Origin of the sequence: Clostridium saudiense, assembly GCF_000577815.1 — a bacterium.
Taxonomy (GTDB): domain Bacteria; phylum Bacillota; class Clostridia; order Clostridiales; family Clostridiaceae; genus Clostridium; species Clostridium saudiense.
Genome location: NZ_CBYM010000007.1, coordinates 39,231 through 63,038, shown reverse-complemented (window position 1 = coordinate 63,038; position 23,808 = coordinate 39,231). Strand labels below are relative to the sequence as shown.

The window sequence follows — 23,808 nt, the reverse complement described above, 5'->3', positions numbered from 1 at the left end:
TAGTTATCCTTTTTCTATATAAAATTCTATAGACTTTATGTAAACATATGTGTAAAATATAGTATTAGTCAAAGAGAAAAGATTTGAAAGGATGATTCATAGATGGATGGAACATGGATAGAGGTTAGAGTAATAACTAAGAGTGAGGCATTAGAACCAATATCAGGAATATTTTATAGCTTAGATTGCAAAGGGGTTGCAATAGAAGATCCAGAGGATATTTTAGGAAGAGAACAAGGACCATTAACTTGGGATTTTGCAGATATAAATGTTTTAGAACATAAAGGAAAGGTTGCAGTTGTAAAAGCTTATTTTGCAGAAGAAGATAATATTGAAGATGTTTTAGAGTATGTTAATGAAAGATTAACAGAGCTTAAAGAAATGGGTCTTGACTTAGGTGAAGCTAAGGTTGAGCATGAAAAAATGCATGAAGAAGATTGGGCAAATACATGGAAACAATATTATAAGCCTACAAAGGTTGGAGAAAAAATAGTAGTTAAACCTATTTGGGAAGAATATGAAGCTAAAGATGGTGAATTAGTAGTTGATTTAGATCCAGGAATGGCTTTTGGTACAGGTACACATGAAACTACTAGAATGTGTATTCAATCATTAGAAAAGTATGTTAAAGAAGATAGTACTGTATTTGATGTTGGATGTGGTTCTGGAATATTAGCGATTGCAGCTGCAAAATTAGGAGCTAAATTAGCTGTAGGAGTAGATTTGGATCCTGTAGCAGTAGAGTCTTCTATTGAGAATGTAGGATATAATAAGTTAAAAAATATAGAAATACTTCATGGAAATTTAGTTGAAGTTATAGATGGAAAAGCAGATATAGTTGTTGCAAATATTTTAGCTGAAATAATTTGTATATTAACTGATGATGTTAAAAGAGTACTTAAAGATGGTGGTGTATTTATTACATCAGGTATAATACATGATAGAGTTGATATGGTTTGTGAGAAGCTTGAAGCAACTGGATTTGAAGTTATGGAAAAAAATAGAGATGGTGAATGGAACTGTATAGTTGCCAAGTTAAAATAGTTTTTAGGAGAGAATAAAATAATGCATAAATTTTTTACTCCAAAAGAATTAATTAATGGAGATGTAGCTAAAATCATAGGTGATGATGTAAAGCATATATATAAAGTGCTTAGAATTTCAGAAGGTGAAAAAGTAGTATTAAATAACTGTGAGGGAGCAGAATATTTAGCGAAAGTTACAAATGTAAGTAAACAAGAGGTGTTACTTGAAATAATAGAAAAGCTTGACTTAAATAATGAAAGTGATATTAAAATTTATTTATTTCAAGGGCTTCCAAAGTCTCAAAAGATGGATTTGATAGTTCAAAAAGGTACAGAATTAGGGATAACAGAGTTTATACCAACAATTACTCATAGAGTAGATGTTAAATTAAAAGGTGAGTTTAAAAAATTAGATAGATTAAATAGAATTGCACTTGAGGCTGCAAAGCAAAGTAAAAGAAGTATTGTTCCAAGAGTAATTGAGCCTTTGGAATTTGAAGATGTATTAGGAAAAATAAATGACTTAGATTTATTTATAGTTCCTTACGAAAATGCAGAAAATTTTGGTGTTAAGACTTTAATAAACAAAATCAGAAGTGAAGAAAAGGCTAGCGATATAAAAAGTGTTGGAATATTTGTAGGGCCAGAAGGCGGAATTGAAGAAGAAGAAATAGAAAAGCTAAAAGAAAAAGGTGCTCATATAGTAACCCTTGGAAAAAGAATATTAAGGACTGAAACGGCTGGGTTTGTTGCAACAGCGTTAATACAATATGAGCTAAGTGATTTAGGAGGAAATGATTAATGAAAGTTGCATTTGCTACATTAGGTTGTAGAGTTAATGTGTATGAGTCAGAAGCTATGGCTGAAAAATTCATTAGAGAAGGATATGAAGTTGTAGATTTTAATGAATTTTCAGATGTGTATGTAATAAATACTTGTACAGTTACTAATATGGGAGATAAAAAATCTAGACAGATAATAAGTAGAGCTAGAAGAACAAATCCAGATGCAATAATTGCAGCAGTTGGATGTTACTCTCAAATGGCACCAAAAGAAGTTTCTGAAATACCTGGAGTAGATGTAGTTTTAGGTACGAGAAATAAGGGCGATGTAGTATATTACGTTAATAAAGCTAAAGATGAAGGGCAACCACAGGTTCACGTACAACCAGTACTTCAAAATAAAAAGTTCGAAGATTTAAAAATCGAAGATTATCAAGATAAAACAAGAGCATTTTTAAAAATTCAAGATGGATGTAATAGATTTTGCACATACTGCACAATACCTTATGCAAGAGGTTCTGTTTGCTCAAAGGATCCTGATAAGGTGTTATCAGAGGTTAGAGAACTTGCAGCTCATGGATTTAAGGAAATAATACTTTCAGGAATACATACAGCTTCTTATGGATTAGACTTAGAGGGTAATATAAATTTAATTAACATAATAGAAGAAATAGAAAAGATTGATGGAATAGAAAGAATAAGAATAGGATCTATTGAACCTGCATTCTTTACTGATGAAGTAGTTGAAAAGATTAAAGGATTTAAAAAATTATGTCCACACTTCCATTTATCTCTTCAAAGTGGATGTGATGCAACACTAAAGAGAATGAATAGAAGATATACTGCTGAAGAATATGAAGCATCAGTTAATATGTTAAGAAAAACATTACCTGATGTATCTATTTCAACAGATGTAATTGTTGGATTCCCAGGAGAAACAGAAGAGGAATTTAATGAAACATATGAATATTTAAAGAGAATTCATTTAACTAAAACTCATGTATTTAAATATAGCCCAAGAAAGGGAACAAAGGCAGCTGATATGCCAAACCAATTAGATGGAACTGTTAAAGAAATGAGAAGTAAGGCATTAATAGAATTAAATGACATTAATGAACATGCATTTACAGAAAAGTTCATTGGAAGAGTAATGGACGTATTAATAGAAAAAGAAGTTAAAGATAAGCCAGATTTCTACGAAGGATATACAAGGAACTATATTAAAGTTATAGTACATTGCATGTCAGCTAATATTACTGGTAAAATAGTAGATGTTAAGATAGAAGAAGCTGTAAAAGATTATGCTATAGCAAGCATGGTTTAGGATAGTTAAGAGTTAGGAGTGTATAGTTAATAGTTCATTTTAACTATTAACTATTAGCTATTAACTGGTTAAAAGGGAAACTCCTTCTCTTGAAATCGAAGGAGTAACTTCAATTAGACAAATTGAAAATTTGGAGTTTCAGTTAAAGGAGGTGAGTTTATGGGAGATTGTTTATTTTGTAAAATAGTAGCAGGTGAAATACCATCAAAAAAAATATATGAAGATGATAAGGTCTTAGCTTTTTATGATATAAGTCCAGCTGCTCCTGTTCATTTTTTAGTTATACCTAAAGAGCATATAAGTAGTGCTAATGAATTGGATGAAAAAAATTCCAATATAGTTTCACACATATTCATGGTTATCAATAAAATAGTAAGGGAACTAAATATTGCTGATTCAGGCTACAGAATTGTCAATAATTGTGGAGCAGATGGCGGTCAAACAGTAAATCACTTACATTTTCATGTTTTAGGTGCACGTGAATTGAAATGGCCACCGGGTTAATAGAAAAATAGTATAAATAATATTGACATTTTCGTAATAATTATTGTATAATACAATATGTGTTATTAAGCCCGTAGCTGAGTTAAAGATACTAATTTGAGCTAGCGGAGGGAGGGATAATAGATGTCAGAAATCAAAGTTGGAGAAAACGAAACACTAGAAAGTGCATTAAGAAGATTTAAGAGAAAATGCGCAAGAGCTGGGGTTCTTTCAGAAGTTAGAAAGAGAGAACATTATGAAAAACCAAGTGTTAAGAGAAAGAAAAAATCAGAAGCTGCAAGAAAGAGAAAATTCAAGTAGTTTTTAATTTTTAAAAACGGTATTTAAGTATGCCAACAATAAGAGAAGGCTGCAAGAAAACCGAAAAATATTAAATTTTAAAGTGATTTTAGAATTAATTTTAGAGGTATATATTCTGCATATTGCTAGTAAAAAGACCTGCGGTGTTACGCTTGAGGACGATAAGGTTATAGAGATATTAGCAAAAGAAGTCAAGCAATGTAATTTAATGCTTGAATTTGAAAAGGGAAATAGACAGGATTCTATAAAAGAGGATAAATCTTAATTTGGAATCTTGCTAGGTTACCTTCCTCAGCAATTAAGTGAAGAAGATATTTTACGAATTGTAAAAGAACAGCTACAGAATTGGGTGCATATAGCATGTAAGACATGGGTAAACTTATGTCAGCAGTTAGACCAAAGGTTGTAGATAGAGCAGATGAGAATCTTGTAAGTCAAATTGTTAAAGAGTATTTAAATAGTAAATATAAAAAAAGAACTCAATGTAAATTGAGTTCTTTTTTTTTATTTTTGTGATTTTCTTTAAAATTAAATCATAAGGTACAATGAGAGAGTATTTGAAAAAGGGGAGAAGTTATGGAAAAGAAGTTTAATAGAGGAAAAGAGATGTTAGTAGAAAAACTAGATCTTCCTAAAGATGTGATTTTAGATGTACCAAAGATTATTGTTATAGGAAGAAATGAAATAACTATAGAAAATCACAAAGGAATAATGGTATTTGAAAAAGATAGGATAAAGATTAATACTAATATGTCACCTATAGAAATAAAGGGCAATAGTTTTGAAATATTGTATATAGCATCAGCTACAATAACTATTAAAGGTTATTTTGATTCAATTGAATATGTGAGGTGAATGATAAATGGCTTTTGATAAGATAAAAAAGGGAAAAATATTAGTTGAAATTAAAATCGTAAATACCGAAAGATTATTAAATGTATTTTGGAGTAAAAATATAAGAGTATATAAAATAAAAAGAAAAGATGCAGCAACACTAGTATTAGAAATAGATTATTTGGATTATGCTAAAGTTAGGGAGATTGTTGTAAATTTAGGTGGCAGAATAAATATTATAAAAAGTAATGGGTTTGTATTTTTTTTAGGTGGTATCAAAAAAAGAATGTCATTAGCAATTGGATCTGTACTTTTTTTAGGAATAATATTTTATTTATCTACTTACATATGGTCTATAGAAGTAGAAGTTCAAAAAAATATTCCTCCATTTGAAATTAGAAAAGAATTAAGTGAAATAGGAATAAAGCCTGGGATATCTAAAGATTCTATTGATGTAAAAGAGATAGAAAAGAAATTAGAAAATATGAGCAATGAAATATTGTGGCTTAGAGTAAGGATTGAAGGTTCTACATTAAAAGTTACAGTTGAGGAAAAGATTAATCCTCCACAAGCTGAAAATTATGAATATGGGAATCTTGTAGCCACTAGAGAAGGAGAAATAAAGAGAGTATATACATTTGCTGGAAGAAGTGCTGTGAAAGCAGGTCAATTAGTAAAAGCAGGTGATGTTATAATTGAAGGTATTGATGGGGCTGAAGGTGGGGAATATATTTTGCCGCCAAGAGGAATAGTGATTGCAAATACGTTTTATGAAAAATCTATAAATGTAAAAGTTAGTGGTACTTCTTTAGAAAGAAGTGGAAGAAAAGATAGTGATATTTATATATCTATTTTTGGTAAGAAAATATACTTGAAAAAGGCTATAAAAGATTTTGAACAATATGATAAAATAGAAAAGAGTGGAAAAATATTTAATAAGGTGTTATATTATGAGAGAGTAGAGAAAGAAATTAATTTATCTCAAGATGAGGCAATTGAAAATTCGGTTAAAGAATTAGAAAACTCATTGTTAAATGATTTAAATAGAGATGCAAAGATAGTTGATAAATTAATAGATAATGAAATGCAGGATGAAGAGAATTTATTAGTAAAGGTAGTATTTGTTGTAGAGCAAAACATAGTTAGTGAAGAAACCGTAGGCTATTAAAATTAGGGGAAGATGAGAAGGTGAACTAAATGAAAGATAAAAGTGATGTTTTAAAAAAGGCGCATATGGATAAGTGGAAAAGAATATTTTTATTTACTATTACAGCTATTTTCATTTATTTTATAATGTTGACCGTTGTCACACCAAAGAGATATAAATTAAATGAAGGTGATATTGCAACAGTAGATATTAAAGCACCACGAGATATAATTGATGAAGAAGCTACTAAAGCTAAGGAACAAGAGGTTACGGCAAAGGTAGAAAAAAAATTTACACTTAAAAATGAAATTAAAATAGAAGCAAGTGAGAATATAAAAAGCTTTTTTGATAAGTTAATTAATTTGAAGAGTAATGATATAGACGAAAAAAGTAAGATAAGTGAGTTGAAAAAAATAGATGCATTTAAGCTTTCAGATGCAGAGTATAAAACTTTGCTAGATTTAAATGTAGATAAGGACACAGAATTACAATGGATAGCATTAACTGCTATAGATAAGGGTTATGAAAAGCAAATAGAAGAAGATAATAGCGAGGATATAGCAGAAGCAAAAACAATTGTTGATGATTATTTATCGAGTCAAGAGTTAGAGTCAAATATTGAAGTTATTTTAAGAGAAATGTGTGAAAGTCAAATTAAAGCTAATTATTTTTTTGATCAGTCTAAAACTGACGAAGCTGTAAAAGAAGCATTAAAAAGTGTTTCTAAGGTGATGATTAAAAAGAATCAAACTATTGTTAAAGAAGGAGAGCCGATTACTCAGCAACAAATAAATATTTTGGCAGAACTAGGCCTTGTAGGAGAGGATTTAAGTAAAGATTATATTTATACTTATATAATATTAGCCTTTTTTGTTTTATTTGTATTAGGAATGCAGTATATGTATCTAAAAAAAGAAAAGAAAGAAATCTTAATAGATACAAAATTAGTATTTTTAATTTTATTATTAAATTTATTATCAGTAATTTCGGCAAGAGTATTTACGTTTGTATCATTATTTATAATACCAATAGCTTGTGCTCCTATACTTATGACTGTATTTTTAGATTCAAAGATTTCTATTGTAATAAATTCTTTAAATTTATTGTTTGTAGCAGTTATTGTTGGATTTGATCCACAGGTGATTTTGATTGGGATTGTATCAACTATAGTATCGTCAACTACATTGAAGAAAGTTAGTCAAAGAAATGATATACTATATTCAACTGTTTATGTAGCAGCTGCTGTTGCTGTTGTAATTTTATCTAGTGGAATACTTTTATCTAATAATATAAAACAAATATTATTGGATGTGATATTAGCTGTATTTGGAGCATTTATTTCAGGAATTCTAGCAATGGGGTTATTACCATTTTTAGAATCAAGCTTTAGTTTAGTTACTAATATGAAGTTATTAGAATTGTCTAATCCTAATAATCCATTATTAAAGAGATTATTAATGGAAGCACCAGGAACATATCATCATAGTGTAATGGTAGCTAATTTGGCTGAAGTTGCAGCGGAAGAGGTAGGAGCTAATCCTATGTTAGTTAGGGTAGGAGCCTATTATCATGATGTAGGAAAAATCAAAAGGCCATTTTTCTTTGGAGAAAATCAATTAGGAGGTACAAATCCTCATGATAAAATTTCACCAACATTAAGTACTACAATAATAATTTCACATGTTAAGGATGGTTTAGAGTTAGCTAAGGAATATGATATTCCTAAGGTAGTAAGTGATATGATTGTTCAGCACCATGGAACTACATTAGTAAAGTATTTTTATTATACTTTAAAAAATAGTAGTGAGAATCCAGATGAGATAAGAGAGGAAGATTTTAGATATCCAGGACCAAAACCTCAAAGTAAAGAAGCTGCAATTATTATGATGGCAGACAGTGTTGAAGCTGCTGTAAGATCAATTCAAGAACCAACATTAGAGAAAATTGAAGATATGGTAAATAATATTGTTAAGGATAAAATGAACTCTAATCAATTAAATGAGTGTGATTTAACATTTAGAGAACTAGAAGTTATTAAAGCTTGTTTCTTAAGAGTTTTAAAAGGTATTTATCATCATAGGATAGAATATCCAACTGAAAAGGGGAAAGAGTAAAAAGGGAGGGAAACCTCCCTTTTTATATAAGTTGCGAAGTTCAAATAAAAGACGTATAATGAATAAACGCAAGCAATAATAGTACACATATTATATGATAAGTATAAGGAAGGGAGAAAGTATGTTATATACTGATAATAGACAAAATTCAATTGAGGTAACAGATGACTTAATTAATATTATTAATGAAGTGTGTGATGTGGCATTAAAAGATGAAGAAGTTACAATCCCATATCAAATTTCACTTTTGTTTGTAGATAATAATGAAATAAGAGAAATAAATAATGAAACGAGAGGGATAGATAAAGTAACGGATGTATTATCTTTTCCTATGCTAGATTATCCTGAAAATATGGTATTTAAAAATGTTTATAAAAATAAAAAATTTAATGAAATATATTTAGATGGAGAAGAATTAGTACTAGGTGATATGGTTTTATCATTAGAAAGAGCTAAAGAACAAAGTATAGAATATAATCATTCTTTTGAGAGAGAGGTTTGTTATTTAGTAGTACATTCAATACTTCATTTATTAGGATATGATCACATGAATGATGAAGATAAAGCTAAAATGAGAACTAGGGAAGAAGAGATATTAGGTAAATTAAATATAAAGAGATAGATATGGTAAGAGGGTGAATTTATGGAGATGAAAAAGTTGTTAGAGAGCTTTAATCATGCAATTAATGGGGTAATTGATGCTGTTAGAACACAAAGGAATATGAAAATACATATTGTAGCTTCAATAGGAGTACTTATAGCATGTTTTTTCTTTGATATTTCTAAGGCAGAATTTTTAGCATTAGCAATTACAATTACAATGGTAATTAGTGCTGAACTTGTAAATACAGCAGTAGAAGCTGCTGTAGATTTAAATACTAATTATTATCACCCATTAGCAAAGGTGGCTAAAAACACTGCGGCAGGAGCTGTATTGGTAACAGCAATAAATGCATTGTTAGTAGGATATATTGTGTTTTGGGATAAATTATCGAATTTTTCTTATGAGGTAGTATATAAGATTAAACATTCAGAGCCATATATGATTTTTATTGCGTTAGTAATAGTTATATTAGCAGTATTAATAATTAAGGCTATATTTGGTGAAGGTACACCCCTTAAAGGAGGAATGCCAAGTGGGCATAGTGCATTGGCATTTTCAATATCAACAGCTATTTCGCTTATAACTGAAAAACCTATTTGTATTATATTAGCTTATTTAATGGCATTTATTACAGCTCAAAGTAGGGTTGATTCAGAAGTTCATACTGTTTTTGAAGTAATTGTTGGTGGTGTGTTAGGAATTTTATTAACATTATTAATATTTACTATATTTAAATTATAAAGTTAGTTATAAATATTTAGTTTTTATGAGATATTAAAATTAATATATATGATATACTATTTAAATGGAGGAATAAGAATGGAATATAGAGAATTAATTTTAAGTGCATTAGAAGCAAGGGAAAAAGCTTATTGTCCATATTCAAATTTTAAGGTAGGTGCTGCTGTACTTTTTGAGGATGGAAAAATATATGATGGAAGTAATATTGAAAATGCTTCTTTTGGTGGAACAAATTGTGCTGAAAGAACAGCTATTTTTAAAGGTGTTCATGAAGGGAATAGAGAAATTCAGGCTATAGCAGTAGTTGGTGATATAAAAGCATATACTTATCCGTGTGGAATATGCAGACAGGTCATTGCTGAATTTGCTAAAGATGAAAAGATACCAGTAATAATTATAAAGAATGAAAATGACTATATAGTGAAAACTTTTGAAGAAATACTTCCAGGTGTTTTTTCGAAGAAGGACTTAAAAGGCTAGGAGGATAAAATGTTTAAATCAGGATTTGTAACAATAGTAGGAAGACCAAATGTAGGAAAATCTACATTATTAAATGAAATAATGGGGGAAAAATTATCAATAGTATCTAATAAACCTCAAACAACAAGAAATAATATTCAAACTATATTAACTGGGGATGATTATCAGTTAGTTTTCGTAGATACTCCAGGTATACATAAGCCTAAACATAAATTAGGTGAATATATGGTGAATTCAGCTAAAGATTCAATAAAAGAAGTAGATTTAGTATTGTTTTTAGTTAATCCATGTGAAGAAATTGGTAGAGGAGATAAGTTTATATTAGAAGCTTTAAAAGCTCAAAAGGCACCAGTTTTCTTAGTTGTAAATAAGGTTGATGAAAATTCACATGATAAGGTTGCAAAAACTTTAGAAATGTTTTCTAAGGAATATAATTTTGAAGAATTAATACCAATATCAGCACTAAAGGGGAAAAATGTTGATTCATTAGTAAAATTAATGGTTGATAAAATGCCAGAAGGACCACAATACTATCCAGAAGATATGATTACTGATGTTCAAGAAAGATTTATTGTAGCTGAAATTGTAAGAGAAAAAGCTTTAAAGAACTTAAGAGATGAGGTACCTCATGGAATAGCTGTTGATGTTATTCAAATGAAACAAAACGAGAAAGGTACATATCATATTGAGGTAGACTTGATTTGTGAAAAAGATTCACATAAAGGAATAATAATAGGTAAAAACGGAGCAAGTTTAAAGAAGATAGGTGAAACTTCAAGATATGAAATAGAAAGATTCCTTCGTGCTAAAATTAATTTAAAGATTTGGGTTAAGGTAAGAAAGGAATGGAGAGATAACGGACTTCTACTTAGAGAATTAGGATATAAAAAAAATAAGTAGATAGGAGTTGATTATTCTGTCTATTACAAAAACTAAAGGTGTAATAATTAAATCGATAGATTATAAAGAAAATGATAAGCTAATTTGGGCATATTGTGAAGAGTTAGGGAAAATAACATTCATAGCAAGAGGTGCTAAGAAAAGTAAAAGTAAAAACTTAGCACTTACATTACCATTATGTTTTGCAGATTATATATTTTTCAAGGGAAGAAATTTATATAATTTACAAGAAGGAAGAATTATAAATTCATTTCAAGGATTGTTAGATAATTTAGATAAATTAACATATTCATCATATATTTGTGAATTAATAGATATTTGTGTACAAGAAGGAGAAGTAAATAAAAACTTATTTAGAGATTTCATCACATGCATATATTTATTAAATACAGATGCTATGGAGTATGAATTATTAATAAGAGCTTTTGAACTAAGATTGCTTAATGCTACTGGATACGGTTTGCAATTTGATAAGTGTTCTATATGTAAAAAAGCAATTAATACAAGTGATTATATTTCTTTGTCATATTTTGGTGGAGTTTGTGATACATGTAATAAAGAACATGGAATATATATATCAAGGGCGGGATATAATGCTCTTAGATTTTTAAGTAATACACCAATGGATAAGATATATAGACTAAATGTTACAAAAGAGGTTAAGCAACAAATTGAAAAAGTAACAACGTTTATAATTAATTCAAATTACTCAAGAAAGCCTAAAAGTTTAGAAATGTTAAAATATATAAAGGAGTAGAGAGAGTATGGATATTACATTGGAAAAAGTTGATAAAGTAAAGGAAAGAACTGGAGTTAGCTATAGTGAAGCAAAGGAAGCATTAGAAATATCTAATGGAAGTGTTTTAGATGCAATAATATTTTTAGAAGAAAAATCTAAAAATAATGCAAATAATAATGAAAATATGGAATATAACAAGAAAACTGAAACTATAGATGAATTAAAGGTTTGGTTAAAAGATTTAATAAACAAAGGGAATGTTACTAGAATTAAAGTAAGTAAGGATGGGAAAAAGTTAGTTGATGTACCAGTAAATGCAGGAATAGCAGCAGGAGTTATTGCTATTGTTATTCCACCTATACTAGCATTTGTAGTTGTTGCAGCCGTAGTTACACAAGTAACTATAGAAATAACTAAAGCTGATGGAAGTGTTGAAGTAGTTAACAAATATATTTCTGCAGCTGTAAATGAGGCAAAAGATAAAGCAAGTGATTTTGCAGATAAGGTAAAAGAAAAAGTGCAAGATGTTAATATCGATAGTATTAAAATGCATGGAAAAGGTAATGCCAAAGAAGAGGATGATAGTAACACATTTACTTATACCGTAAATTTTGATGATGAAGATGATAAAAAATAGCAAATCGAAGAAAAACAAAGATATAATATAGATAATTAGAAAAGAATGGGAATATTCAAACGAAATGAAAGAATTTTCTTAAAATTAGGTATAGTAAAAAGATTATAAAATGTTATAATTATACTGTAAATAGAAAAAATTCTTAATTGTCTGAATATTCCTTTAATAGTCGAAAAGAGGGGTAGCATTGAAGTTTACAAACAGACAAGAGGAAATAATTAAAATAGTTAAAGCCGGTGAGCCGGTTACAAGTGAAGCGATAGCTGAAAAGCTAGGCGTAACAAGAGCAGCTTTAAGAGCTGATTTAGCGATACTTACAATGACTGGTACTTTAGATGCTAGACCAAAAGTAGGTTATGTTTATTTAGGTAAAAAGGTTGACGGGGACATATTAGAAAATATATCCAAAATAAGGGTGGGAGACATTATGTCAAAGCCTGTAACCGTTAACGATGCTACGACGGTTTATGATGCAATTGTTCATTTATTTTTACATGATGTAGGAACACTATTTGTTGAGAGTAATGGTAATTTGGTTGGTGCAGCTTCTAGAAAGGATTTCTTAAAGATTGCGATAGGGGGAACTGATATACATAAGGTCCCAGTTGGAGTAATCATGACTAGAATGCCTAATATAATTTATGGTTCACCAGATGATAGTGCTTATTCTTTAGCAAAGAAAATAATAGAACATGAAATTGATAGTATACCGATAGTAGAGAAATCTTGCGATTCAGACGATGGAAAGTTTAATTTAAAAATAGTGGGTAAAATTTCTAAGACTAACATAACTAAGTTATTTGTTAATCTAGGAGAGGCAAAGTAAATTAAAGGGTAACTACAAGATTATAATCTTGTTAGTATATATTTATTGTATGAACGGAGGAGTATTGAGATGGAGAATAAAAAGTATGTTTATCTTTTCAGTGAAGGTGACGGGTCAATGAGAAACCTTCTTGGAGGTAAAGGGGCAAATTTAGCAGAAATGACTAGAATAGGGATTCCAGTTCCTCAAGGATTTATAGTTACAACTGAAGCTTGTAACAAGTATTACGAGGATGGAAAACAAATTACAGATTCAATTGTAGAAGAGATCCATGCAAACATCAAAGAACTAGAAAGAATAACAGGAAAAGAATTTGGAAGCAACACTAATCCATTATTAGTTTCTGTAAGATCTGGTGCAAGGGTATCAATGCCAGGTATGATGGATACAATATTAAATTTAGGATTAAATGACGTTGCTGTAGAAGCTGTTGCAAAGTCAACAAATAATCCAAGATTTGCTTATGATTCATATAGAAGATTTATTCAAATGTTCTCTGATGTTGTTATGGGAATAGAAAAGAGACTATTTGAAAATTTAATAGATGAAGCTAAAGAAGCAAAAGGTGTTAAATATGACACTGAATTAGATGAAAATGATTTAAAAGAATTAGTTGTAAAGTATAAGGAATTATACAAGAAAGAAAAGGGTGAAGACTTCCCACAAAACCCAATAGATCAATTAACAGAAGCTATTACGGCTGTATTTAGATCATGGGATAATCCAAGAGCCATCGTTTATAGAAGATTAAATGATATTCCAGGTGAATGGGGAACTGCTGTTAATGTTCAACAAATGGTTTTTGGTAACAAGGGAGAAACTTCAGGTACTGGTGTTGCATTCTCAAGAAATGCTGCAACAGGTGAAAAAGAAATTTATGGTGAATATTTAATGAATGCACAAGGTGAAGACGTTGTTGCAGGTATTAGAACACCACTTCCAATATCTAAATTAGAAGAACAAAATCCAGCTATATATAAACAATTCATGGATATAGTTCATACTCTTGAAAATCATTATAGAGATATGCAAGATATGGAATTTACTATTGAAGAAGGTAAATTATACTTTTTACAAACAAGAAATGGTAAGAGAACAGCTCAAGCTGCATTAAAGATTGCAGTTGATTTAGTTGAAGAAGGTATGTTAACTAAAGAGGAAGCAATACTTAAAGTTGAACCTAAGCAATTAGACTCTTTATTACATCCAGCTTTTGATGCTAATGAATTGAAAAATGCAAATGCTATAGCTAAGGGCCTTCCAGCATCACCAGGAGCAGCTTGCGGTAAAATTGCATTTACTGCAGAAGAAGCTAAGGAAAGAGCTGAAAAAGGAGAAAAAGTAGTATTAGTAAGACTTGAAACTTCACCAGAAGATATTGAAGGTATGATTGCAGCTGAAGGTATTTTAACTGTAAGAGGTGGTATGACATCTCATGCAGCAGTTGTTGCAAGAGGTATGGGTACTTGCTGTGTTGCAGGTTGTGGAGACTTAAAAGTTAATGAAGAAGCTAGAACTTTAGAAGCTAACGGAAAAGTTTATACTGATGAAGATTATATTTCAATAGATGGATCTACAGGAAATGTATTTGGTGGAGCTATAAAAACAGTTACTCCAGAAATTTCAGGGCACTTTGCAACATTTATGGGATGGGCAGATGATATTAGAAAGCTTAAAGTTAGAACTAATGCAGATAACCCAAGAGATACAAAGCAAGCCGTTGAATTTGGAGCAGAAGGTATAGGACTTTGTAGAACAGAGCATATGTTCTTTGAAGAAGATAGAATTATGTCTATGAGAGAAATGATAGTAGCTAAGAATGAAGAGGAAAGAAGAGCTGCACTTGCTAAATTACTTCCAATGCAAAAGAAAGACTTTATTGGAATGTATGAAGCATTAAAGGGAATGCCAGCTACAATTAGATTTTTAGATCCACCACTACATGAATTCTTACCTCATACTGATGAAGAAATTGCAGATCTTGCAAAAACAATGGGATTAACATTTGATGAACTTAAGGGAACAGTAGAAAGTTTACATGAATTTAATCCTATGATGGGTCATAGAGGTTGTAGATTAGCTGTTTCTTATCCAGAAATTGCTGAAATGCAAACTAGAGCAGTTATTGAAGCTGCAATAGAAGTTAAGAACAATAAGGGATATGATATAGTTCCAGAAATAATGATTCCTTTAGTTGGTGAAGTAAAAGAATTAAAGTTTGTTAAGGATATAGTTGTTAGAACAGCAGAGGAAGTTATGAAAGAAAAGGGAGTTAAATTAGAATACCATGTTGGTACAATGATTGAAATTCCAAGAGCTGCTATAACTGCGGATGAAATAGCTAAGGAAGCTGAATTCTTCTCATTTGGAACAAATGATTTAACACAAATGACATTTGGTTTCTCAAGAGATGATGCTGCTAAATTCTTATCAGATTATTATGAAAGAAAAATATATGAACAAGATCCATTTGCTAAGCTTGATCAAAAAGGCGTTGGGCAATTAGTTAAGATTGCAGCTGAAAAAGGTAGAGCTTCAAGACCAAATATCAAATTAGGTATTTGTGGAGAACATGGAGGAGATCCATCATCAGTTGAATTCTGTCATGATATTGGATTAAATTATGTATCTTGTTCACCATTTAGAGTGCCTGTTGCAAGACTTGCAGCTGCACAAGCACAAGTTAAGAATCCAAGAAATTAAAAATTAAAATAAGAATAAAAATAAAGGAGTGTGAAAACACTCCTTTATTTTTATTCTTAAAATTTTATATCATAGTAACGTTTATATATGTCAATCATATTATTAATATAATCAAGTTGCGCTTCTGAATGATTTAACCCTTTGGTCAATAAAGAAATAAATGAATTTTTATTACACTTATCAATGTTTTTATAGTAATCTCTAGAAATTTTCCAGTATTTTTGAGGAAATGCTAAATAAGCTAAAATATACTTTAAATCTGATTTGCTCAAATTATTATACTTTCTATAAGTATTAAGAATATTAACAGTTAAAGCGGAATTCCAGTTAGTTGTGTTACGCTTAAGTAATCTTCTCAAAAAATAAGAAATATCATGAGCGGAATAATCTATTTTACATTTATCAAAGTCAATAATCCAAACATCATTATTAGATTTATTTATTAATATATTTTTATTTACATAATCACCATGACATAGGGATATACTTAAATCATTATTGTTTATTGATGAAGATATTTCAAGAGATAATTTTGCAAGTGCTAAGTTATTATCAAAGTTTTTTAAATATATTTTAGAAAATTTATCTTTATATGAAAAAGCTAAATTTGCATTTTCTAGGAGTTCATTAAAGTGTTTATTTACAGAAAGATAATAATCTTCTAATCCAATTCTTTTTTCACTACCATCAATTGGGCTGAAGTCTTTAGAACATTTATGTAATTTTGCAAGAGTTTCAATAGACAAATTTAAGTCACTTAGTGAATCAAAATCGCATTTTTCACCTTCAACCCAAGGAGTTAAAATAAAAAGCATACCTTCATAAATAATATATCTGCACTTATCATATGAAGGTAGCAATTTAGGGACCTTGATATTATTTCTATATAACCATTCCATTGCTGAATAAACAAATAGTAAATTCCTTTCATCATAATATACTTTTTTTAAACAATAATTCTTATTATTTGAGCTTATTTTAAATACCGCTCTTTGCTTGTCAGTATCTTTAAATTTAATCATAGTAATATCAGCATTATCTAAAAAAAATTTAGGAAGTATATTTTTCCTTATATTATCAATATCAATGACGTTATTTTCATTGTTCATTATAAATCTCCTTATTAAATTTTCTTATTATAATAATATTATGGAAAATATATAAATATACATAGCTAGGAGAGAGAATAAAATATAATAATGTGATACCTATTATAAAATAGAGGATTTATGAGAAAAATATAGAATAGATTATTTTGAGGTGAGTTATATGGAAATAAGAGAAAGAATAGAAAATAACGAAGACTTGACATTAATTCCAGAAGCTATTCATAGTAATAAAAGTATGGGGAGAGAGATAAAAGAAGAAGCTGATAATATTAGAACTTGTTTTATGGTGGATAGGGATAGAATTATACATTGTAAATCCTTTAGAAGATTGAAGCATAAGACACAAGTATACATACGAACTTTTGGGGATCACTATAGAACTAGACTTACTCACACTTTAGAAGTTGCACAAATAGGAAGAACTATAGGTGCAGGTATAGGATTAAATGAAATGCTTATTGAAGCAATTGCATTAGGCCATGATTTAGGACATGTTGCTTTTGCCCATAATGGTGAAGAGGTACTTAATGAATTTTTAGATGGTGGATTTAGGCATAATGAACAAAGTGTAAGAGTGGTAAAAAAGCTAGAGAAAGATGGAAAAGGATTAAATCTTACTGAAGAAGTTATAGATGGTATACTTAATCATAGTGGATTAGGACAAAAAGAAAATATAGCAAAAACATTAGAAGGTCGAATAGTAAAGTATAGTGATAAGATTGCATATTTAAATCATGATATTGATGATTCAATTAGGGCAGGATTATTACATGAAGAACAATTACCTAAGGAGATTATTAAAGTATTAGGGAAAAATCATTCGGAGAGAATACATGTACTTATTAATGATATGATAAATGAAACAACAGAAAATTTAAAAAATGGTAAATACGATATTAAGCAAAGTGATGAAGTTAAGGAAGCAATGATTGAATTAAGAAGATATATGTTTAAAAATATTTATTTAGCCGATGTTTTAAAGGAGGAGCGTGGTAAAGCAAAATTTATATTGACACATGTAATAGATTATTTTTATAAACATAGTGAAGAATTGCCTAATCTTTATAAAGAAATTGCAAATGAAGAAGGATTAAAAAGAGGCGTTGCAGATTATATAGCAGGAATGACAGATGATTATTGTATTTCAACATTTAATAAAATATATGTTCCAAAGTTTGTAATTTATTAGTAAAAAAATTGTATAATACAAAAAAATTGGGAACAATAAATTTTGTAGAAGAAAAAGGATTTTAAGAATTGAGATAGAATTAATAATATTAGGGTAGAATAACAATAAAAATTCTATGAGTATGACATAATAAAATAAATTTAATTAAAAAAGTTAGAAGGAATTTATAATAATATGTCGAAATGTATAGAGTGGGAAAAAATATTAGGTAAGGAGGGATCTCCTTGCAGATTTCTGAAGAGATTTTAGAAAAAATAAAATCACAAAATGATATTGTAGATGTAATTTCTGAAAGGGTTAGACTAAAGAAGGCTGGTAGAAACTTCACGGGACTATGCCCTTTTCATAATGAAAAAACACCTTCTTTCTCAGTATCTCAAGAAAAGCAAATTTATAAGTGTTTTGGATGTGGAGAAGCTGGAAATGTCATTTCCTTTGTGATGAAAGATAAAAATTTACCTTTTATTGAAGCTGTTAAATATTTAGCTAATAGGGCGAATATTCCTTTGAAATTAGGAAATGGAGAACAAAGCCAAAGTAATAGAAAAAAAGAGTTGTTATATAAAGTAAATGTTGAGGCAGCAAAGTTCTTCTTTTCAAATCTTATGAATAACCAAAATGCAAAAGAATACTTTTTAAATAGGGGAATTAAAGAAGAAACAATTAAAAAGTTTGGCTTAGGATATGCCAATGATAGTTGGAATAGTTTAATGTTCTATTTAAGAAAAAAAGGCATTAATGATGGGTTATTAGAAGAAGCAGGTCTTATTTCTGTTAATAAAGAAAAAGGTAGAAAATATGATAGGTTTAGAAATAGGGTTATGTTCCCGGTGTTTGATTATCAAGGTAAGGTAATTGGATTTGGTGGAAGAGTATTAGATGATTCAAAGCCTAAGTATTTAAATTCACCTGAAACTTTAGTTTTCCAAAAAGGTACTAATTTATATGGATTAAATTTTGCTTTAAAGCATAATATGAGCGAGAGGTATTTTGTTATCGTAGAAGGATATATGGATTTAATATCATTGCATCAATATGGTATAACTAATGTCGTTGCATCTTTAGGAACTGCTTTAACAATTAATCAAGCAAGATTACTAAAGAGATATGCAGATAAGGTTGTAATTTCTTACGATGCTGATTTAGCAGGGCAGATGGCAACATTAAGAGGTCTTGAAATTTTAAGGACTGCAGGTTTTGATGTTAGGGTATTAAGTATCCCTCAAGGAAAAGACCCTGATGAATATGTCAGAAGTAATGGAAGAGAGGCATTTTTAAAATTAATAAATAATGCGGAGCCATTAATAGACTATAGAATTAAGAAGGCTGAAGAAGGAATTGATTTTAAAAATAGTCAATCCGTAATTTTATATTCAAAGAGAATAATGGATATAATTTCAGATTTGGATCCTATAGAAAAAGATGTTTATATTAAAAAGGCATCTGAAAATACTGGCATAAAAGAGCAGGCGTTGTATGATATCCTTAAAATTAAAATGAAAGATAATAGAGAAAATGATTTTAGGAATAATAAGGAAGAAGATAGGTCAAAATTATATGTAGAACCTGGATTTTTAAAAGCAGAAAGAACACTATTAAAAATGATGCTTGAAAATGAAGAGTATTTACAGTATATAGAGGAAAGAATATCAGAAAACGACTTTATTTTGCTAGAACATAAAGAAATTTTCACTGTTATTATATTGGGAAAAGGGGAAAATATAAATAACATAGAATCATTTATAGAATCAAGACTAAGCAATGCAAAAAGTATTGGAGAATTAGTTAAGATTAAAGAAGAGAATATATTCTTTGCTGATAATATAAAAGTACAAATTGATGATTTAATTAATGAAATACATTCGTATAAATTGAAGCAAAGAATCGATCAACTGAGAAAAGAGCAAAAAGAACTTGAGAATCAAGGTAAAATTGAAGAATCAATTAAATTAGCCATTGAATTAGCAAGTATTACAAAAAAGTTGAAAGAGAGTAAGAGAGTGTAGTTGGTCATATAACGAAAGGAGGTAGTCAGCTAGTGGAAGAAAAAACAAAAGTAAATAAGAATAAGCCTAAGGATGGTCAAGATAGAAATAATAGAATGAGTATCGTAAAGAATTTACTTGACAAAGGTAAAAAGAATGGGGTACTAACATATCAAGAAATATTAGATGAGGTAGAAAATATAGATTTAAGTCCAGAACAAATTGAAAAAATTTATGAGGTACTTGAATCAATGGGAATCGAAGTTCAAGGTGTAGCCAATGATGTTGACATTATTGAAGAGGAGATTGATTTATCAGTACCAGAGGGTATTGCAATTGATGACCCAGTAAGAATGTATTTAAAGGAAATAGGTAAAGTTCCACTATTATCATCTGAAGAAGAAATGGAGCTTGCTAAGCAAATTGAAGAAGGAAGTCAGTATGCTAAAAAGAAGCTTGCTGAAGCCAATCTAAGACTTGTTGTTAGTATAGCTAAAAGATATGTTGGTAGAGGAATGTTATTCTTAGACTTAATTCAAGAAGGAAACCTTGGATTAATTAAAGCGGTAGAAAAGTTTGACTTTAGAAAGGGATTTAAATTTTCTACTTATGCTACATGGTGGATAAGACAAGCGATTACTAGAGCCATAGCTGATCAAGCAAGAACAATAAGAATACCAGTTCATATGGTAGAAACTATTAACAAGTTAATAAGAGTTCAAAGACAATTATTACAAGAATTAGGTAGAGATCCTTTCCCTGAGGAAATTTCTAAAGTTATGGATCTTCCAGTAGAGAAGGTAAGAGAAATTCAAAAGATTGCTCAAGAGCCAGTTTCACTTGAAACACCTATTGGTGAAGAAGAAGATTCTCACTTAGGAGACTTTATACCTGATGATGATGCTCCTGCACCAGCTGAAGCAGCCGCATTTACTATGCTTAAAGAACAATTAATTAACGTTTTAGATACATTAACTCCTAGAGAAGAAAAAGTATTAAGATTAAGATTTGGATTAGATGATGGAAGAGCAAGAACACTTGAAGAAGTTGGTAAAGAGTTTAATGTTACAAGAGAAAGAATTAGACAAATAGAAGCAAAAGCATTAAGAAAGCTTAGACATCCATCTAGAAGTAAGAAGTTAAAAGATTACTTAGATTAGTTAATTAGCACCAGAGTTGGTGCTAATTTTTGCATTAAGTAGGTAAATTTAATTAAATAAAATTTTTAAAATAGCATAACTTAATAAAGTCAAGATAAACTGAATTTTTAGCTTTAGCATAGAGTGTTAACTCTATGTGAAGATTGAAATTTGTTATGTCCCAAGGAAACTAGTCTAGTGGCTTATCTGTTATTACATCCAACCTAAAAACAGGTAGAAGTGTTATAAGAGCTAGCCATAATATAAATAATAAGCTTGGATTTAAAAATAATATAAAATATTAGAGCAAATGATTAAATAATATATATAGAGGTAGTTAAAATGGAAGTTAGTAATAGAATAGAATTTATAATCGAAAATTTAGAAAATGTAGAAGTACTTGCAGATATAGGGACTGATCATGGATATGTTCCGTTAATAGCACTAGAAAGAGGAATATGTAATAAAGCTATTGCTTGTGATATTAATAAAGACCCATTAGATAAGGCGAGATTAAATGCAATACTTGAAGGTGCTGGAGACGAATTAGAATTTAGATTAGGTGGAGGGTTTGAGCCACTAGAAGTAAATGAAGCTAATGAAGTTGTAATAGCAGGTATGGGTGGTAATTTAATCAGAGATATATTAGAAGCTGATTTAGAAAAAGTAAAATCTGCTGAATATTTAATTTTAGTGCCAGCACAAAATCCAGAGGTATTAAGAGAGTATTTATATAAAAATAATTATGAGATTATAAAGGAAGACTTATGCCTTGATGAAGGAATATATTATGAATTATTTAAAGTAAGAAGTGCAGAAGGTCAAACAACTGAACTTGATAGTATATATTATGAAATAAGTCCAATATTATTAAGAAGTAAACATTCATTAATGAAAGATTTCTTACAAAATAAAATAGATGAATATAATAAAATTTTAGGATTTATAACTGAAGCAACTGTAAGTGCAAATAAGAGAAGAGAAGAAATAAAAGAGAAAATTAGTATTATAACTAGTATGTTAAATTATTTATAAGGTGATTTTATGATAAAAGTAAATAATGTTATTAAAGAAATGGAAACATTAGCACCAATATGCTTAAAAGAAGATTTCGATAATGTTGGTTTAATGGTTGGGGATAGAAATAAAGAAGTTAAAAAAGTGTTATTAGCATTAGATTGTACTTTAAAGGTAATTGAAGAAGCAAAAGACGAAAATGTTGATTTAATTATAACTCATCATCCTCTTATTTTTAGAAAGCCTAGTAGTATTACAACTGATACTTTGCAAGGTAAAAAAATAATAGAACTTATAAAAAATGATATTTCTCTTTATGCAAGCCATACCAATTTAGATTCAGTAGAAAATGGATTAAATCATACTATTGTTTCTATATTAGGATTTAATGACTCTATAATATTAGAAAAGAATAATAGAGATGATAGTGCTGGATTAGGGAGATTAGTATCTTTAGATGAAGAAATATCTTTAGAAGAGCTAGTAAGTAAAATTAAAGGTGCTTTAAATATATCTAATTTAAGAGTTGTTAAAGGTAAAGATAAAGTTTCTAAAATTGCAATAATAAATGGTAGTGGTCAAGATTTTATTGCTAAAGCAGTTTCAAAGGGAGCTGATTGTATTATTACTGGTGATACAACATATCATTTTGCTTCTGATTATAAGGAAATGGGAATAAACATATTAGATGTTGGACATTTCGCATCTGAGCACGTTACTTTCTTTAACGTAATGGAAAGATTAAAGGAAAAGTTTTCTGATGTTGAATTCATAACTTCTAAAGTTGAAGAGGATCCATTTAGTTTTTATTAAAAATATAAGGTATAAGTTTTACTAAAATGTAAGACTTATACCTTTTTTCTTTATTTGAAATTAAATTGTCAGTTTTATAGTAAAAAAGAAAAAACACTAGACTCAAACCTAGTGTTTTTCATGATGCGAGATAATCCGTAAGCGGAGTTCTGTATTAAGCAATCATCTATCTAGGCTTACTGTTACCAGTAAGCTCAAGCGACACACCACATGGCGGGACGGGCAATCCCATAATGCCATTACTCGGTCTTGCTCCAGGTGGGGTTTACATAGCCATGATGTCACCACCATGCTGGTGAGCTCTTACCTCGCCTTTCCACCCTTACCAGTCATATAAAATGAACTCAGTTAAAAAACTTCTGGCGGTATATCTCTGTTGCACTATCCTTCAAGTCGCCTTGACTGGCCGTTAACCAGCACCCTGCCCTATGGAGCTCCGACTTTCCTCTCCTAGCTTAAAGCTAGCAGCGATTGCATGTATTACTCGCAGGATTTATAATAACATAAATTTTTTAATAATACAAATTTTTTTTTAGACAAAAGATAAAATAATAAACAACATGATTATTATTATCCAACTATAGATACCAATTCCAGAAAAAAGTAATGTAATTCCAATAAGTATTAAAATACATATTCGAGCTTTAGGATTTGGACAATTCGGTTGTTTAGGTTTTGAAGAAGGTGTTTTAATAGCACAAATTATATCATTAACAGTTTCCCTGACTACTTTACCCCAATCAGTTTTCTTTGACAATTATTTCAACTCCAGAAATTTATATTACTATAATATATGCATTTTTATTGTGACAATAACAAAAAATTATTAATACTTTATTACGTTAATAGAAATTTAATAGTAAATTAATATGAAATTATGAAAAGTTATTTTATAA

The 23,808-nt window shown here is 29.4% G+C and carries 23 protein-coding genes, 1 other RNA gene and 1 pseudogene; 22 read left to right on the top strand and 3 right to left on the bottom strand.

The genetic code is table 11. The annotated features are described in order from the left end of the window. Positions 1–102: 102 nt before the first annotated feature. From prmA to ppdK, 17 genes and pseudogenes are all read left to right on the top strand, one after another. The gene (gene prmA / locus TY07_RS05400) at positions 103–1,044 is read left to right on the top strand and encodes a 50S ribosomal protein L11 methyltransferase (RefSeq protein ID WP_042396398.1); all 942 of its coding nucleotides are present in this window, start codon (positions 103–105) and stop codon (positions 1,042–1,044) included. Between the two features lie 21 nt (positions 1,045–1,065). After that, on the top strand, positions 1,066–1,827 hold the full coding sequence (locus tag TY07_RS05395; RefSeq protein WP_042396396.1) for an RsmE family RNA methyltransferase: 762 nt from the start codon (positions 1,066–1,068) through the stop codon (positions 1,825–1,827). Continuing rightward, on the top strand, positions 1,827–3,131 hold the full coding sequence (mtaB, locus tag TY07_RS05390; protein WP_042396395.1) for a tRNA (N(6)-L-threonylcarbamoyladenosine(37)-C(2))-methylthiotransferase MtaB: 1,305 nt from the start codon (positions 1,827–1,829) through the stop codon (positions 3,129–3,131). Before TY07_RS05395 ends, mtaB begins: the two co-directional genes overlap by 1 nt. Positions 3,132–3,290: 159 nt before the next feature. After that, positions 3,291–3,635, top strand: a complete 345-nt coding sequence (locus TY07_RS05385; protein WP_042396394.1) for a histidine triad nucleotide-binding protein — start codon at positions 3,291–3,293, stop codon at positions 3,633–3,635. Between the two features lie 123 nt (positions 3,636–3,758). Further along, positions 3,759–3,935, top strand: a complete 177-nt coding sequence (gene rpsU / locus TY07_RS05380) for a 30S ribosomal protein S21 (RefSeq protein ID WP_003441547.1) — start codon at positions 3,759–3,761, stop codon at positions 3,933–3,935. An 82-nt stretch (positions 3,936–4,017) separates the two neighbouring features. Next, positions 4,018–4,451, top strand: a pseudogene (locus TY07_RS17580) (GatB/YqeY domain-containing protein). Between the two features lie 60 nt (positions 4,452–4,511). Continuing rightward, positions 4,512–4,790, top strand: a complete 279-nt coding sequence (gene yqfC, locus TY07_RS05370; protein WP_042396392.1) for a sporulation protein YqfC — start codon at positions 4,512–4,514, stop codon at positions 4,788–4,790. A gap of 7 nt (positions 4,791–4,797) precedes the next feature. Next, positions 4,798–5,937 (top strand): sporulation protein YqfD, encoded by a 1,140-nt coding sequence (yqfD, locus tag TY07_RS05365; protein WP_042396390.1) that lies wholly within the window; start codon positions 4,798–4,800, stop codon positions 5,935–5,937. Between the two features lie 29 nt (positions 5,938–5,966). Continuing rightward, positions 5,967–8,030, top strand: coding sequence for an HD family phosphohydrolase (locus TY07_RS05360; protein ID WP_042396389.1), 2,064 nt, complete (start codon positions 5,967–5,969; stop codon positions 8,028–8,030). A 121-nt stretch (positions 8,031–8,151) separates the two neighbouring features. After that, positions 8,152–8,652 carry an rRNA maturation RNase YbeY gene (gene ybeY, locus TY07_RS05355; RefSeq protein ID WP_042396387.1) on the top strand — a complete coding sequence of 167 codons (501 nt, stop codon included), beginning with the start codon at positions 8,152–8,154 and terminating at the stop codon, positions 8,650–8,652. Positions 8,653–8,673: 21 nt separating this feature from the next. Beyond that, complete coding sequence (locus TY07_RS05350; RefSeq protein ID WP_042396386.1) at positions 8,674–9,375, top strand: diacylglycerol kinase; 702 nt, start codon at positions 8,674–8,676, stop codon at positions 9,373–9,375. A 78-nt stretch (positions 9,376–9,453) separates the two neighbouring features. Beyond that, positions 9,454–9,855 carry a cytidine deaminase gene (locus tag TY07_RS05345; protein WP_042396384.1) on the top strand — a complete coding sequence of 134 codons (402 nt, stop codon included), beginning with the start codon at positions 9,454–9,456 and terminating at the stop codon, positions 9,853–9,855. Positions 9,856–9,864: 9 nt separating this feature from the next. Further along, on the top strand, positions 9,865–10,755 hold the full coding sequence (gene era / locus TY07_RS05340) for a GTPase Era (RefSeq protein ID WP_042396383.1): 891 nt from the start codon (positions 9,865–9,867) through the stop codon (positions 10,753–10,755). Positions 10,756–10,762: 7 nt separating this feature from the next. Then, positions 10,763–11,512, top strand: a complete 750-nt coding sequence (gene recO, locus TY07_RS05335) for a DNA repair protein RecO (protein WP_042396381.1) — start codon at positions 10,763–10,765, stop codon at positions 11,510–11,512. 7 nt (positions 11,513–11,519) lie between these two features. After that, on the top strand, positions 11,520–12,131 hold the full coding sequence (locus tag TY07_RS05330; protein ID WP_042396380.1) for a DUF4342 domain-containing protein: 612 nt from the start codon (positions 11,520–11,522) through the stop codon (positions 12,129–12,131). Positions 12,132–12,318: 187 nt separating this feature from the next. Further along, positions 12,319–12,957, top strand: coding sequence for a transcriptional regulator CcpN (gene ccpN / locus TY07_RS05325; protein WP_042396378.1), 639 nt, complete (start codon positions 12,319–12,321; stop codon positions 12,955–12,957). Positions 12,958–13,026: 69 nt separating this feature from the next. Beyond that, positions 13,027–15,660 (top strand): pyruvate, phosphate dikinase, encoded by a 2,634-nt coding sequence (gene ppdK, locus TY07_RS05320; RefSeq protein WP_042396377.1) that lies wholly within the window; start codon positions 13,027–13,029, stop codon positions 15,658–15,660. A gap of 56 nt (positions 15,661–15,716) precedes the next feature. On the opposite strand, the gene TY07_RS05315 is transcribed toward ppdK, so the two are convergent. Then, positions 15,717–16,769 carry a CotS family spore coat protein gene (locus tag TY07_RS05315; protein ID WP_042396375.1) on the bottom strand — a complete coding sequence of 351 codons (1,053 nt, stop codon included), beginning with the start codon at positions 16,767–16,769 and terminating at the stop codon, positions 15,717–15,719. A gap of 160 nt (positions 16,770–16,929) precedes the next feature. Here TY07_RS05315 and TY07_RS05310 point away from each other — a divergent pair, with 160 nt between their 5' ends. From TY07_RS05310 to TY07_RS05290, 5 genes are all read left to right on the top strand, one after another. Next, the gene (locus TY07_RS05310) at positions 16,930–17,958 is read left to right on the top strand and encodes a deoxyguanosinetriphosphate triphosphohydrolase (protein ID WP_042396373.1); all 1,029 of its coding nucleotides are present in this window, start codon (positions 16,930–16,932) and stop codon (positions 17,956–17,958) included. Positions 17,959–18,182: 224 nt separating this feature from the next. Next, a complete protein-coding gene (gene dnaG / locus TY07_RS05305) occupies positions 18,183–19,964 on the top strand; it encodes a DNA primase (RefSeq protein WP_042396371.1) in 1,782 nt (593 codons plus the stop codon). 8 nt (positions 19,965–19,972) lie between these two features. Further along, positions 19,973–21,103: an RNA polymerase sigma factor RpoD gene (rpoD, locus tag TY07_RS05300; RefSeq protein WP_042396369.1), complete on the top strand. Its 1,131-nt coding sequence runs from the start codon at positions 19,973–19,975 to the stop codon at positions 21,101–21,103. A 321-nt stretch (positions 21,104–21,424) separates the two neighbouring features. Then, on the top strand, positions 21,425–22,117 hold the full coding sequence (locus tag TY07_RS05295) for a tRNA (adenine(22)-N(1))-methyltransferase (RefSeq protein ID WP_042396367.1): 693 nt from the start codon (positions 21,425–21,427) through the stop codon (positions 22,115–22,117). Between the two features lie 12 nt (positions 22,118–22,129). Then, positions 22,130–22,912, top strand: a complete 783-nt coding sequence (locus tag TY07_RS05290; RefSeq protein ID WP_198133979.1) for a Nif3-like dinuclear metal center hexameric protein — start codon at positions 22,130–22,132, stop codon at positions 22,910–22,912. 122 nt (positions 22,913–23,034) lie between these two features. Here the strand turns inward: TY07_RS05290 and rnpB are convergent. Together rnpB and TY07_RS18320 are read right to left on the bottom strand one after the other, a co-directional pair. Next, positions 23,035–23,399, bottom strand: an RNA gene (gene rnpB, locus TY07_RS17210) — RNase P RNA component class A. A gap of 45 nt (positions 23,400–23,444) precedes the next feature. Further along, positions 23,445–23,669, bottom strand: a complete 225-nt coding sequence (locus TY07_RS18320) for a hypothetical protein (RefSeq protein ID WP_042396364.1) — start codon at positions 23,667–23,669, stop codon at positions 23,445–23,447. Positions 23,670–23,808 lie beyond the last annotated feature (139 nt).

Coding starts and splice junctions, on each gene's coding strand:
- TY07_RS05395 (WP_042396396.1), top strand. CDS start 1,066: ATGCATAAATTTTTTACTCCAAAAGAATTAATTAATGGAGATGTAGCT.
- ybeY (WP_042396387.1), top strand. CDS start 8,152: ATGTTATATACTGATAATAGACAAAATTCAATTGAGGTAACAGATGAC.
- TY07_RS05360 (WP_042396389.1), top strand. CDS start 5,967: ATGAAAGATAAAAGTGATGTTTTAAAAAAGGCGCATATGGATAAGTGG.
- yqfC (WP_042396392.1), top strand. CDS start 4,512: ATGGAAAAGAAGTTTAATAGAGGAAAAGAGATGTTAGTAGAAAAACTA.
- TY07_RS05310 (WP_042396373.1), top strand. CDS start 16,930: ATGGAAATAAGAGAAAGAATAGAAAATAACGAAGACTTGACATTAATT.
- TY07_RS05350 (WP_042396386.1), top strand. CDS start 8,674: ATGGAGATGAAAAAGTTGTTAGAGAGCTTTAATCATGCAATTAATGGG.
- TY07_RS05315 (WP_042396375.1), bottom strand. CDS start 16,769: ATGAACAATGAAAATAACGTCATTGATATTGATAATATAAGGAAAAAT.
- TY07_RS05385 (WP_042396394.1), top strand. CDS start 3,291: ATGGGAGATTGTTTATTTTGTAAAATAGTAGCAGGTGAAATACCATCA.
- ppdK (WP_042396377.1), top strand. CDS start 13,027: ATGGAGAATAAAAAGTATGTTTATCTTTTCAGTGAAGGTGACGGGTCA.
- mtaB (WP_042396395.1), top strand. CDS start 1,827: ATGAAAGTTGCATTTGCTACATTAGGTTGTAGAGTTAATGTGTATGAG.
- prmA (WP_042396398.1), top strand. CDS start 103: ATGGATGGAACATGGATAGAGGTTAGAGTAATAACTAAGAGTGAGGCA.
- era (WP_042396383.1), top strand. CDS start 9,865: ATGTTTAAATCAGGATTTGTAACAATAGTAGGAAGACCAAATGTAGGA.
- TY07_RS05330 (WP_042396380.1), top strand. CDS start 11,520: ATGGATATTACATTGGAAAAAGTTGATAAAGTAAAGGAAAGAACTGGA.
- TY07_RS05295 (WP_042396367.1), top strand. CDS start 21,425: ATGGAAGTTAGTAATAGAATAGAATTTATAATCGAAAATTTAGAAAAT.
- yqfD (WP_042396390.1), top strand. CDS start 4,798: ATGGCTTTTGATAAGATAAAAAAGGGAAAAATATTAGTTGAAATTAAA.
- TY07_RS05345 (WP_042396384.1), top strand. CDS start 9,454: ATGGAATATAGAGAATTAATTTTAAGTGCATTAGAAGCAAGGGAAAAA.
- rpsU (WP_003441547.1), top strand. CDS start 3,759: ATGTCAGAAATCAAAGTTGGAGAAAACGAAACACTAGAAAGTGCATTA.